Below are 12628 nucleotides of genomic sequence, written 5' to 3'. Positions count from 1 at the left end.
ATTAGGCGATTAGACGTATAAAACCGATAATAAATCGCCATCAATGGTTTATTTTCTATACAAAACAGACAAATAAATCAGATACAAATTTTGGAAAAATGTCAAATGATTGATTAGTGAGTGATTTATTACTATGGAAGTTATTGCATAGTAAGCTATATAATACTGAGTGTTTACTCAAAACAGGTTGGCAACAATAATGAAATATATTTATAAGATAACGATGGCAATCGCCCTACTTATGATGTCTTCAATAAGTTTTGCCGCCATCGGACAATACAACATTGTGTTAGTGCATGGTTTTCAACCCGCACAACTAAAAACGCGTCCCGATCACGATGAAGTCGTGCGTGATGGCAGTGACTATTGGCAAAACTTCTGGTTACAGCATGCTGATGCTAGGATTGACTGGCCTGCTCATGAACGCATCGAAGGGAAAATAGCTTCCGATTACCTATGGCCTGCATTGAAAAATCTTTCCGAGCAAGAAACCTGTCTGTCCGGCTGCATTTTAGTCACTCACTCTACCGGCGACCTAGTAGCACGCTATCTGCTCGATAACCAAGAAAACTGGCTGAGCAACGCAGGACTCGAGCCCCTCAATATTGTCGGCACCTTTGATTTTGCTGGCGCCGGTGGCGGTGTTGAGTTAGCCAACATCGCCGTTAACCTTGCCGAAGGTGGTGGCTGGTTAAACCATGCGATGAAAAAAGCCGTGTCACTTTGGATGGGACAAATGCCAACCAAAGACAACATTGGCGTACTGAACGACTTGAAAGTGGCCAATGCACGTCAATTGGCGATGTGGCCAGATAACCGTGTGCCGCGTATTCGCTTTGTGGGCAATGGTTCGGACTTTTTGGGTACTACGTCTCCCTTTATTCCGGGTAGTGATGATGGCGTGGTCGCCGCCCACTCAGCCTGTGGTGCCGCCGATGCCGATGAGTTTGACAGTTGCTCCACCACGATTGAGTTTGATGGTAAATTGGATTACGTCCATAAAGGCGTTAAACGCTTTATGCCGTTGCACTATCCGCTGTTGATGGGCGATAAGTATAGCCACCTCACCATCTTTAACCCTTGGCACAAGGGAAAAGTCACAGCAACTGATCCTGAGCTTGTGCTCGGTGATAATTCGCGGATTACCGTCGAAACCGTGGATAAAGATGGTTGGTTTGGTAAAAAATATCGCTTTGTCCGTGATTCCGACCGTGACACCTTGTCCGAGCTGGTTCATGCCCTTCCGCAATAATCTCGGTCATGCTGTGACCTGACCAACAAAGCTGCTCTTTTTTTCACAAAGAGCAGCTGGTCAGATTTATTCGCTTTTATCAGCTGTGTTAGTTTATTCACGAATCGTTAATTAGGGATTGCTATGACTAGACTGCTACTCGCAGTAACCTTGGTAGTATCTATTGGAGTTACTGCCTATCTATGGCTTGATGTTCCCGACGCTCCGCCTGCCACACTGACTGCTGAGCAGAACCATCAACCGCCGTCGCCTGACACTGCCGAATACGTACCGCCGACGCAAGCGTCTACCGCTCTAAATACGCAATATCGTCCCGAAGAGCCCGATATCGTGCAGACTTCGATGACACCCACACTCAGCTATATAGCGGCCGATTATGCGGAGCAAATCCAGCACCCCTCCTACTCGATCCCCATTCCATCAAAGCAAAGCCCTTATCTACACTGGAATCGGTATGTTTCGACGCCAATGCCTATTCTCGATGGCTCGGTAAAAGCGGCATTGAAGCTCAACCAATACCGTTACTTTTACCCAGAAAACATCCAAGCCTCACTGGTCACCCCAGCCTCTCTTAATCACGCGACCTTGTCGGTTATCGATGTCCAGTCCAATCGGGAATTGACCCGACTCGATGTCACAGATACACAGTGGAGTATTGAGCCCGAAGCCGATTGGCCTATTGAGCTTCGCCTCAAAGCGGCACTCAGTTTTGATGGTGGCGACGATGTACTCACCGCGGACTTCCGCCTCTACCAACCCATTGCGGAAGTGAAAGGGGTGAAGCCAGTTTTCGGCCGCGGGCCGGATATGGTCATTCCACTCGTTTTGGATATCGATAAAGGCGGTATCTATCGAGTGCGTGCCAATTTATTTACTGCTGACGATCAACCCGTTGCGGTGTTAACCACTAAGACACGCCTCAGTGAGGGAGAACAATCTCTGGAGCTGCGCGCATTTCGGGCTTCAATGAGCGGCTATGGTGATGAATGGCAACTGAAAGACGTGGTGATTGAACGTATGTCCGGCTATCCCGGTGAGCGAGCACAATTTGGCATCAGCCCTCAAGACCATTATTTCCTCGGCATTTTTGATACTGGGCAACTATCTGACGAGCCCTATCAAATGACTGAGCAAGAGCGGATGCAATTAGAGTTTTTACAGCATGCCGCTCAACGGTCTTAACGGCTCAGCTTGCCATCTGAGTGACTTGCTCTCGTGCGGTATGAATACATTGCCGCACAACATGAGCGGTATTAGTTCGCTGCCACGCCAATACGACGTGACTCACTAAGGGCATGTCTTCAACCGCGACGACAGCGACATGGTCGCTCAGTTGCGTAGTCAATGATTCAGGCACTAAGGCAATCCCAAACCCCGCTGAAACCATCGCCGTTGCTGAATGCAATTGTGGCGCTAGCGAGGCATTCGATGGCGTCAATCCCGCCCCTTTTAGGGCATCCACCAAGGCATCATGCAATCCTGGGCCAATATCACGCGGAAACAGAATAATCGGGTCATCGCCCAGTTGTGACAACGTCACACTTTGCTGCTTGGCAAAGACATGATTAGCAGGCACCACCAGCTTAAACGGGTCAGGAAACAACGGCGTGTGTGCCACGTGTTCACTGGCATAACATGGTAAGCGTAGAAAGGCGAGATCGACATCCTGTTGGCGCAAGGTTTCCACCAACGCTGGCATGGGTAACTCTATTGGTTGAAAATCAATCTCTGGATGGGCTTGTTGTAACCGCCGAACAAGTTCTAACACGGCTTGGCTCACGACCGTCGAGCTGGCAAATCCAAGCCGCAGTTGATTCCGCTCTCCTCGCGCCACTTGTTTGACCCGCTGTACCGCATGATCTAACTGCGCCAAGATCTTCACCGCATCATCATAAAGCACCTGACCGGCGGGTGTTAACGCCACCCCGCGAGATAAGCGTTCAAATAAAGGCACCCCCACCTCTTGCTCTAGCTTTTTAATTTGCTGGCTCAGTGGTGGTTGCGCAATGCCCAACTTTTCGGCTGCGCGGGTGAAGTGTCGGCACTCTGCCACCGTCACAAAATACCGTAAATATCTTAGCTCCATGACCCTGCCTTTGAGAAATCAATGATATTCAGCATCTTACCACGTTTTTTATGTGCCATATCTTTTCGATATCAAAGCCAACCTTTTTTGTATTGGATGCTATCCACGTCAGCTCGCATCATATCTATAGATTTCATACAACGAACCGTTTGGTTATCAGAACGGTCGTTAAACACGGTTAACGAGGACGCTTTATGAGCACCCAAACCTGCCACTGTGCCGAGCACATTGCGGCCGCCTACGTTGAGCATCACCAACACACTGGAGAGGGCGAAATCTATCAAACCTCCCTGATGAGTGCCTTGATTGATGGCGTCTACGAAGGCGACACCACTATGGCCGATCTCCTCAAACATGGCGACTTCGGCCTCGGCACATTTAACCAACTCGACGGTGAACTCATCGCCTTTGATAAAACCATATTTCAGCTGCGCGGTGATGGCTCGGCGCGTCATGCCGACCCGGACCAAAAGACCCCCTTTGCGGTCATGACCTTCTTCAAGCCAGAGATCAGCCAGACTTTTGATCACCCCATGTCGCGCCAAGAGCTGCATGATGTCATCGATAGCTTGGTGCCAAGCGACAATATTTTTTGTGCGGTTCGTATCGATGGTGCCTTTGAGCATGTACGCACTCGCACTGTGCCCAAACAAACTCCGCCGTACAAACCCATGCTTGAGGCCATCGCTGCACAACCTGAGTTTCGCTTTGACCATGTCAATGGCGTGATTGCTGGCTTCCGCAGTCCACAATATACCCAAGGGATCAATGTCGCTGGCTATCACGAGCACTTTATCACTGACACACGCCAAGGCGGAGGCCATGTCCAAGACTACGAATTGGCGTGTGGCACCTTGCAAATTGGACGGGTCTCTAAACTGGTCATTGATCTTCCGACCAATGCCAGCTTCCTCGGCGCGAACTTAACGCCGGACAACATACACGCCGCTATCGAACAAGCAGAAAAATAATATCACCTCCCATCGGGAGGCAACCTCACGAGGAGCCCAACATGACTAAAAAAACACAGTGGGACAATGGCGCACAACTGATCGCAAATCACCTAGAACGCCAAGGCGTGGAATACATTTTTGGTATTCCTGGCGCCAAGATTGACCGTCTCTTTGACGCGGTTGAAGACACCAACATTAAGATGATCCCCGTTCGTCACGAGGCGAATGGTGCCTTTATGGCAGGCGTCGTCGGCCGTCTAACCGGCAAGGCGGGTGTGACCATGGTGACCTCTGGCCCTGGCTGTGCCAACTTGGTTACCGGTCTGGCAACCGCAACCTCAGAAGGCGATCCCTTGGTCGCATTAGGGGGCGCAGTGAAACGGGCCGATCAACAAAAACAAACCCACCAAAGCCTTGATACCGTGAGCGTATTCCGCTCCGTCACCAAATACAGCGCCGAGGTTCAAGCCAGCACTGCTGCGTCTGAGATCCTTGCCAATGCCTTCCGCTCAGCAGAAAGCGGCCGCCCCGGCGCAGCCTTTGTCAGTCTGCCCATGGACATTCTCAACGAACCCGTGGAAAGCGATATTCTCGCGCCAACCTTCCCCGCCCAGCCCGGCATGGCAGATACGCGAGCCATCAGCGAGGCAGCCAGTAAAATCAAAGCGGCGAAAAATCCGGTTTTCCTCCTAGGCTTACAAGCCAGTCGTCCCGAGAATGCCGCCGCTATTCGTACTCTGCTTAATCGTACCCAATTACCCGTTCTCGGCACCTATCAGGCGGCAGGTACCGTTGATATTAGCTACTACCAGCGCTTTGCGGGTCGCGTGGGTTTGTTCAACAACCAACCCGGTGATCTATTGCTTGCAGATGCAGATCTTATCATCACCATTGGCTTTAGCCCGATTGAATACGACCCTGAACTTTGGAATACCCAGCACACAGACATCGTTCATATTGATGTCGAGTCTGCGGAAATCGAGCACTACTATCGCCCCAGCGTTGAGCTCGTGGGTCAAATTGAGCCTACCCTGAAAGCACTCACCGAGCAGCTCGATCACCACTGGCTGATGCCGTCTACCACCGTCGATGTGCTCGAAGAAGTCGCCCACCAACGTCAAGCGATTCGGGCTTATAGCCAGTCACACCAAGAATTTGCTTTGCATCCGTTACACCTAATCAAAGTGATGCAGGATGTGATCACCCCAGACACAACCTTGTGCTTGGACATGGGTAGTTTCCACATTTGGATTGCCCGTTACCTCAACTGCTTCCGTTCCCGTCAATTGTTGGTCTCGAACGGTCAACAAACCATGGGCGTTGCGCTTCCTTGGGGGATCGGTGCTAGCTTGCTCAACCCCGATCGCAAAGTGGTGTCCGTTTCCGGAGACGGTGGGTTTATGCAATCGAGCATGGAGCTTGAGACTGCTGTGCGCCTCAAATGCAACTTGCTACACATTATTTGGGTAGACAACGCCTACAACATGGTTGAGATGCAAGAGGTCAAAAAATATCAGCGCTTTTCCGGTGTGAAATTCGGCCCGATTGATTTTAAGGCCTACGCCGAAGCGTTTGGCGCTAAAGGCTTTGCGGTCACTCGCCAAGAAGAGCTCGCTAGCCAATTGAAACAAGCCATGGATACCGAAGGGCCCGCAGTGATCGCAATTCCTGTTGATTACAGTGACAACTACAAGCTGATGGCCCCTCGTGAGGCCGGCAGTATGGATCCGGTATTCGCCTAATAGATAAGCTAAATAATGGAGATAACTATGAAAGGTATTAATCAAAAAGTGGCATTGATAACCGGTGCTGCAAACGGCATTGGCGCAGCCATTGCCGATCGCCTTTATCAAGAGGGCGCTAAAGTGGCCATTGCAGACTGGAACCAAGCAGCATTAAATGACACAGCCGCAAAATACGATAGTGATCGCGTCTTGAAGCTCTCTGTCGACGTATCAGACCCAAAAGCGGTAGAAGCGATGATTCAAGAAGTTGTGTCTCACTTTGGACAGCTAGATATGCTGATCAATAACGCTGGGGTCCACACACCCGGCTCTGTAATTGACGGCACATTGGCTGATTGGGAAAAAATTTCAGGTGTCGATATTGATGGTGTGGTCTTCTGTGCAAAATATGCCATGCCTGAGTTAATTAAAACTAAAGGCTCGATGGTAAACACGGCGTCAGTATCAGGCCTTGGCGGTGATTGGGGCGCGGCTTTTTACTGTGCCGCCAAAGGCGCGGTTGTGAACTTGACACGTGCCATGGCACTCGATCACGGCCTTCAAGGCGTACGTATTAATGCCGTTTGTCCGAGCTTAGTGAAAACCAATATGACCAATGGATGGCCTGAATCGGTTCGAGAAAAATTTAATGAACGTATCGCGCTTGGCCGTCCGGCGGAGCCTGAAGAAGTGGCTTCTGCGGTAGCATTTCTTGTCAGTGACGATGCATCATTTATCTCCGGTGTTAACCTCCCCGTTGATGGAGGCGCTACCGCCTCAGATGGCCAACCAAAAATCGTCTAACTCCTTCCATCCTATTTGTGTAGAACAAGGCAGCATCAAGATTGCTGCCTGTTTAAACCTCACCGCATAAGCTCAGCCATAATAATATTCGAGTCACTTCAAATATTTAGCACATAGGGCTCATTGCTTAAACCAACACACCTCTTAACATAAAGAAACTATCACAACGATAATGGAGTTCACTATGGCAACGACCCCTCGCACGGTAACCTCTCCGAAAAAATTCATCATCGGAACCGGTCTACTGGCCCAATTGCCAGAGAGTATTCAAGACTTTGGTTCTAACGCGTACATTATTTGCGATGAGTTCTTTCTCGATCAGGTGAATCAAACATCGCTTCCAGCCATTGAGCGCGCAGAAGGCTTATCCGCTCATGTCGAGAAATTTCAATACGAATGTACCCAGCAAGAAATCGATCGTAACCTTGGCATCGCCGAACAACAAAAAGCCAATGTCATTGTCGGTATTGGTGGAGGGAAAACCCTAGATTGCGCCAAAGCTGTCGCGTACGAGCGAAAAGTGCCGGTTATTTTATATCCGACCATTGCTTCAACCGATGCCCCCTGTACCGCCTTGTCAGTGATCTACAAACCTGACGGTGAGTTTGATCGCTACTTATTCTTGCCACAAAACCCAGATGCAGTGATTGCCGATACCGGCATTATTGCCAACGCACCAGCACGCTTCTTTGCGGCAGGCGTAGGTGATGCATTAGCTACCTATTTTGAAGCACGCGCCTGTTATCGTGCTGACGGCGTTAACTTGGTCCAAAAGCGCCCTTCACGTACCGGCCTTGGCCTCGCTCAGCTTTGCTATGAGTTACTCAGCGAAAACATTGATGCCGCCATGGATGCATTAGCCAGTAAAGTCAGCACACCAGCACTGGAACAGATGATCGAAGCAACAATTTATCTCAGTGGTGTGGGCGCAGAAGCTGGCGGTCTTGCCGCCGCGCATGCGGTGAATAATGGAATGACCGCGGTGGCCGATTTGCACCATGCCCAACATGGTGAAAAAGTCGTCTTTGGCTTGCTAACGCAATTGGTACTGGAAAACGCCCCTAAAGAAGAAATTGATAATGTGGTCCGAATTATCAAAACAGCGGGTTTGCCACTCACGCTCGAACAAATGGGACTAAAAACCTTTATTGAAGAAGAGTGGCGTCAAGTTGCGCGCATCGCATGTGCAGACGGTGACACTATGGGCAATATGCCAATGACTGTCAGCGAAGACGATGTCTATCACGCCATGTTAGCCGCGAATAATATGGCAAAGCGGTATTCCGCGGCCTAAACACATCAACCAACTGACTCACCAAGCGTCCGTTTTGCCGGGCGCTTTTTTAGTGGCGCACTACCAATCCATGCGCTGCGAGCGCGAGCTGTTAAGCCAGATGAAAATCAATCACAAACAACGGTGGGCGTTCTGGGTAGATTTGCAAAATCAGCGCTTTCAGCTCAGTCAGCGACATTCCTTCTTGTTCAGCATGGCGGGCATTAATGTCCTCGAAAGCAAGCGGAGCAACGCTGTCGATCACAATGTCACACACATAATGATCGGTTTCTAGCTGATGCACCGCGACGCGCGAACCAGGTTGATAGTGACTTTCGGATTCATCGCGAATGGTGATGGTTTTAACACCGGCGGCCACCATGGGCGTTAAGGTGGAGAAAAAGGTGATTTTGGTCGGGGCAGTCATGTTGTTTTCTTCCAAAACTGTGTTGGCCTATAGTGCGATACGATTAAAAAAGCCCGCGAGCACTTGCACGCGGGCTTTCCATGCCTTGTGACGTTACGCCATCATCGGCACCAATACAAGCGTGCCAATAATGACGGTAATTAACCCGCAGATAACTGGCACCGAGGTGCGTTTAACCACTTCAAACGGGCTGAGTTTTGCCATCCCAGATGTCGCTACGATCACTCCCGACACGGGCGAAACCGTGCGGCCTAAGTTAGATGCTTGCAACATGGGGATAATCAAAAAGGCTGGGTTAAGCCCCATCTTCGCAGCTAACGAGGGGGCAAGCTCGACAAACGCATAGAAAGGCGCATTGCCCGACCCGGTCGCAATCGCTGCCGCCACAGTGAGCAGGGTTAGCAACAACATCAGCGCGATACCGCCTGCGCCCGCACTTTCCGCTAGGCCCAATAAGTTGTCAATCGCACCAATCGACATCAAGCCTTGGGCAAATACACCGGCAGCCACCAACAGCATCACGACGCCTTTAAAGGCATCAGCCATGCCTTCATAGCAGGCATCGAGATCTTCTAGCGTTCTTCTGCCATCAAATTTCTTGGTCGCAAAGTCCACCAATGCCCCCAAAAAGATCGACAAGACCACGATGGTATAAATATCAAGATACAGCCCCTCGATGGTTTTCCCATTGAATAGGAACACCCCGATAATGGGTAAAAACGGCAACACTGCGTAATAAGCAGGCGCGTGTGTTTCTATCTCAGAGACATCCACACGCTCCATCGGCGTGTTTTCTTTGTTATCCAGATATTTATTCCAAAAGTAAGCCGCAGCGGCCATCACGATGATCGCACAAATAGAGACCGGCAATACGGTTTCGACCGCAAACACATGGAGAGGCAACCCGGATTTTTCCGCCGCAATCACCACATCCCCCGACGTGGGTGACAAGATAATAGCAGCGGGAGATGCACACACCGCGGTGGCAGCAGGACGAGAAATGCCCATCGCGGTCATCATCGGGAACAAGGTGGCCATCAGAAGGACACCCAACCCAGTTGCAGAGCTGACCGCCAGCGACATTAAACATGCCACAATATAAGCCGCTACGAGCAGCACATAGGGTGACTTGATCACCGATAGCGGCTTAGAGAACTGTTTCACCACGACGTTGTTGGCACCAATGTGCGACATATAGGCAGCAAAGCCGCACAACAACATAATTTGCATCCCGAGGCCACCACCCCGGTATTGCAGCATGTATTTCACGTATTCCAGCGAGTCAGTAAACAGATTCCCCGTTGACGTTAATTTATCCGGCAGCACACTGTGCCCGATTAACCCGGTGATAATCAGTAATAAAATCCCTGCGGTTAGCAAGGTGCTTGCAGCACGATAACCTTTGACAATGAAGTAGCCCACAGCCACTGTTACAACAAGCCCAATGAGCAGTTCTAGCATAATTCACTCCGCCAGATGATAAAGATAAAAGAATGGGATGGAATTTACTCAGCTCACTGTACTAAACCCCTGCCTGTAGCACGATACAAACCAAACCCTGACTTGATTTAAGACAAATAAAAAGCCGCCTCTCGATAAAAGGCGGCTTGGCGATCACAGTTTGTCTTGGTTAAGTCATCGGCTAGTGGTGGAGATCAAAACGGTCAGCATTCATCACTTTTACCCACGCCGCCACAAAATCGTATACAAACTTGGCTTGGTTATCATCTTGCGCGTAAAACTCGGCATAAGCGCGCAAAATTGAATTAGAGCCAAACACTAAGTCGACGCGACTTGCCGTCCACTTCACCGCGCCCGAGTCGCGTGCAATGATTTCATAGCGGTTGCGGCCGACGGGTTTCCATTGATACGCCATGTCTGTCAGGTTGACAAAAAAGTCATGACTTAGCTGCCCCACTCGGTCAGTCAGCACACCTTCCGGCGCACCGCCATAATTGGTACCCAGTACGCGCATACCTCCCAGTAGCACCGTCATTTCAGGGGCCGTGAGTCCCATCAATTGGGCACGGTCGAGCAGTAACTCTTCAGGCTGAACGGTGTAGTCTTTTTTCAGCCAGTTGCGGAATCCATCTGCAACCGGTTCTAACACCTCAAACGAAGCCACATCAGTCTGCTCAAGCGTGGCATCACCACGTCCGGGTGCAAAGGGAACGTCGACAGGGAAGCCAGCCGCCTTTGCTGCTTCTTCGATGCCTTGATTGCCTGCCAACACGATGGTGTCGGCCAAACTAATCTGATGCTTCTGGGCTATATTGCTCAGCACGTTGACTACCTTCGCCAAACGCTCCGGCTCGTTCCCTTGCCAATCTTTTTGTGGCGCTAGGCGGATCCGCGCGCCGTTCGCGCCACCCCGTTTATCGGATTGACGATAAGTCCGCGCGCTATCCCATGCGGTCGTCACTTTCTCAGCCAGTGTCAGGCCACTGTTGGCAATATCCGCTTTTACCGCCGCGACGTCATAATCAGTACGTCCTGCCGGTACAGGGTCTTGCCAAATCAAATCTTCACTTGGCACATCTGGGCCGATATAGCGCGATTTAGGCCCCATGTCGCGGTGCGTGAGTTTAAACCAAGCTTTAGCAAAGGCATCCGCTAACTGCTCGGGATGTTGATAAAAACGCTCCGCAATGCTGCGATAGGTTGGGTCCATCTTGAGTGCCATGTCGGCATCCGTCATGATGGGATTACGACGAATAGAGGGGTCTTCCACATCGACAGGTTTATCTTCTTCTTTGATGTCGATGGGCTCCCACTGCCACGCGCCTGCTGGGCTTTTCTTCAATTCCCACTCGTAGTTAAACAACAGATAAAAGTAGCCGTTATCCCATTGCGTGGGATAGGTGGTCCATGCCCCTTCAATGCCACTGGTGACCGTATCCCGACCAATGCCACGCGCTTGGTGGTTGTTCCACCCTAAGCCTTGCTCTTCAATCGCTGCGCCTTCCGGCTCGGGGCCGAGCTGTTCCGCATCGCCATTGCCGTGACACTTACCGACAGTATGGCCACCTGCGGTGAGTGCGACCGTTTCTTCATCGTTCATCGCCATACGTTCGAAGGTGACACGCATATCTTGCGCGGTTTTAAGCGGATCCGGATGGCCATCCACCCCTTCTGGGTTGACATAAATCAGCCCCATCATCACCGCCGCCAATGGATTTTCCAGATCGCGTTCACCAGAGTAGCGGCTGTTTTCTGCATCACTTGACGCCAGCCATTCTTTCTCTGCGCCCCAATAGGTATCCTTCTCAGGGTGCCAAATATCCTCGCGGCCAAATGCAAACCCATAGGGTTTTAAGCCCATCGATTCATACGCCATCGTCCCCGCCAGCAAGATCAAATCTGCCCAGCTAATTTTGTTGCCATACTTTTTCTTAATCGGCCACAACAGGCGACGGGCCTTATCAAGGTTGGCGTTGTCCGGCCATGAGTTCAAAGGTGCAAAACGCTGGTTACCTGTTGCGCCGCCACCGCGACCGTCAGCAATGCGATAGCTCCCTGCCGAGTGCCATGCCATGCGGATCATCAAGCCACCATAATGCCCCCAATCGGCGGGCCACCAAGACTGACTCTCGGTCAGTAACGCTTTCACGTCCTTTTTTAATGCATCGATATCGAGGGTTTTAAGCGCGGCGTGATAATCGAAATCATCATCAAAGGGGGAGGTTTTACTGTCATGTTGATGAAGAATGTCGAGGTTTAGCGCGTTTGGCCACCAGGTTTTGTGTGCCATCGCTTCCGAGGTTTTGCTGCCGTGCATGACAGGGCACTGGCCACCTGACGTTGAGCGTTGTTGAGACATTGCTTTCTCCTTGCTCTTATTGTTCGACAAGCTTTCTTCACAGCGAATCAGCTTGCGCATTGCGTTAATAGGCAATCAGGCGAAGTGCATGATTGTCCCGACTAATACAACGTTAATAGGCATGAGACATCCGCGCTAATCTGTTTTGCCAATTACTGTGATTGCTGACACCACAGTTACCAGTCAGCATACGCTTAATGTTACACCGCTAATGCATTGATAAGTAGACATACCATTTCCTAACGCCTTGTATTGTCATCAAAACACAACGGCAGCATGACTGCGTCAA

10 protein-coding genes are annotated in these 12628 nt (G+C 50.6%); 6 read left to right on the top strand and 4 right to left on the bottom strand.

Features of this window, described 5'->3' with window-relative positions; translation table 11 throughout:
* The first annotated feature begins 223 nt into the window (after window positions 1–223).
* Together N7E60_RS06080 and N7E60_RS06075 are read left to right on the top strand one after the other, a co-directional pair.
* A complete protein-coding gene (locus tag N7E60_RS06080) occupies window positions 224–1252 on the top strand; it encodes a hypothetical protein (protein WP_408642337.1) in 1029 nt (342 codons plus the stop codon).
* 123 nt (window positions 1253–1375) lie between these two features.
* Entirely contained in the window at window positions 1376–2434 is a 1059-nt protein-coding gene (locus N7E60_RS06075; protein ID WP_096628030.1) for a hypothetical protein, read from the top strand.
* A gap of 4 nt (window positions 2435–2438) precedes the next feature.
* Here the strand turns inward: N7E60_RS06075 and N7E60_RS06070 are convergent, their stop codons facing one another.
* Window positions 2439–3338 (bottom strand): LysR family transcriptional regulator, encoded by a 900-nt coding sequence (locus N7E60_RS06070; RefSeq protein WP_269598384.1) that lies wholly within the window; start codon window positions 3336–3338, stop codon window positions 2439–2441.
* 194 nt (window positions 3339–3532) lie between these two features.
* On the opposite strand from N7E60_RS06070, the gene budA reads away from it, so the two are divergent.
* The 4 genes from budA to N7E60_RS06050 all read left to right on the top strand — a co-directional run bounded on the left by budA (window position 3533) and on the right by N7E60_RS06050 (window position 8113).
* The gene (gene budA / locus N7E60_RS06065; protein WP_069590205.1) at window positions 3533–4309 is read left to right on the top strand and encodes an acetolactate decarboxylase; all 777 of its coding nucleotides are present in this window, start codon (window positions 3533–3535) and stop codon (window positions 4307–4309) included.
* Between the two features lie 41 nt (window positions 4310–4350).
* Window positions 4351–6033, top strand: coding sequence for an acetolactate synthase AlsS (gene alsS, locus N7E60_RS06060; RefSeq protein WP_069590203.1), 1683 nt, complete (start codon window positions 4351–4353; stop codon window positions 6031–6033).
* A gap of 27 nt (window positions 6034–6060) precedes the next feature.
* Window positions 6061–6819, top strand: a complete 759-nt coding sequence (locus N7E60_RS06055; protein WP_077457498.1) for an SDR family NAD(P)-dependent oxidoreductase — start codon at window positions 6061–6063, stop codon at window positions 6817–6819.
* 184 nt (window positions 6820–7003) lie between these two features.
* Window positions 7004–8113, top strand: coding sequence for a glycerol dehydrogenase (locus N7E60_RS06050; protein ID WP_077457500.1), 1110 nt, complete (start codon window positions 7004–7006; stop codon window positions 8111–8113).
* 91 nt (window positions 8114–8204) lie between these two features.
* Here the strand turns inward: N7E60_RS06050 and yqfB are convergent, their stop codons facing one another.
* The 3 genes from yqfB to katG form a co-directional block, all read right to left on the bottom strand.
* Window positions 8205–8519: a N(4)-acetylcytidine aminohydrolase gene (gene yqfB / locus N7E60_RS06045; protein WP_077638974.1), complete on the bottom strand. Its 315-nt coding sequence runs from the start codon at window positions 8517–8519 to the stop codon at window positions 8205–8207.
* 93 nt (window positions 8520–8612) lie between these two features.
* A complete protein-coding gene (gene dcuC / locus N7E60_RS06040) occupies window positions 8613–9980 on the bottom strand; it encodes an anaerobic C4-dicarboxylate transporter DcuC (protein ID WP_269598383.1) in 1368 nt (455 codons plus the stop codon).
* A 181-nt stretch (window positions 9981–10161) separates the two neighbouring features.
* Window positions 10162–12339, bottom strand: a complete 2178-nt coding sequence (katG, locus tag N7E60_RS06035) for a catalase/peroxidase HPI (protein WP_269598382.1) — start codon at window positions 12337–12339, stop codon at window positions 10162–10164.
* Window positions 12340–12628: the final 289 nt, after the last annotated feature.

This window comes from Salinivibrio proteolyticus (assembly GCF_027286365.1).
GTDB lineage: Bacteria > Pseudomonadota > Gammaproteobacteria > Enterobacterales > Vibrionaceae > Salinivibrio > Salinivibrio proteolyticus.
The sequence above is the reverse complement of the archived record's forward strand: the minus strand, read 5'-3'. Positions and strand labels throughout refer to the sequence as shown.

Excerpts from the sequence above, each read along its gene's own strand:
- N7E60_RS06080 (WP_408642337.1), top strand. The coding sequence starts at position 224 with ATGGCAATCGCCCTACTTATGATGTCTTCAATAAGTTTTGCCGCCATC.
- N7E60_RS06075 (WP_096628030.1), top strand. The coding sequence starts at position 1,376 with ATGACTAGACTGCTACTCGCAGTAACCTTGGTAGTATCTATTGGAGTT.
- N7E60_RS06070 (WP_269598384.1), bottom strand. The coding sequence starts at position 3,338 with ATGGAGCTAAGATATTTACGGTATTTTGTGACGGTGGCAGAGTGCCGA.
- budA (WP_069590205.1), top strand. The coding sequence starts at position 3,533 with ATGAGCACCCAAACCTGCCACTGTGCCGAGCACATTGCGGCCGCCTAC.
- alsS (WP_069590203.1), top strand. The coding sequence starts at position 4,351 with ATGACTAAAAAAACACAGTGGGACAATGGCGCACAACTGATCGCAAAT.
- N7E60_RS06055 (WP_077457498.1), top strand. The coding sequence starts at position 6,061 with ATGAAAGGTATTAATCAAAAAGTGGCATTGATAACCGGTGCTGCAAAC.
- N7E60_RS06050 (WP_077457500.1), top strand. The coding sequence starts at position 7,004 with ATGGCAACGACCCCTCGCACGGTAACCTCTCCGAAAAAATTCATCATC.
- yqfB (WP_077638974.1), bottom strand. The coding sequence starts at position 8,519 with ATGACTGCCCCGACCAAAATCACCTTTTTCTCCACCTTAACGCCCATG.
- dcuC (WP_269598383.1), bottom strand. The coding sequence starts at position 9,980 with ATGCTAGAACTGCTCATTGGGCTTGTTGTAACAGTGGCTGTGGGCTAC.
- katG (WP_269598382.1), bottom strand. The coding sequence starts at position 12,339 with ATGTCTCAACAACGCTCAACGTCAGGTGGCCAGTGCCCTGTCATGCAC.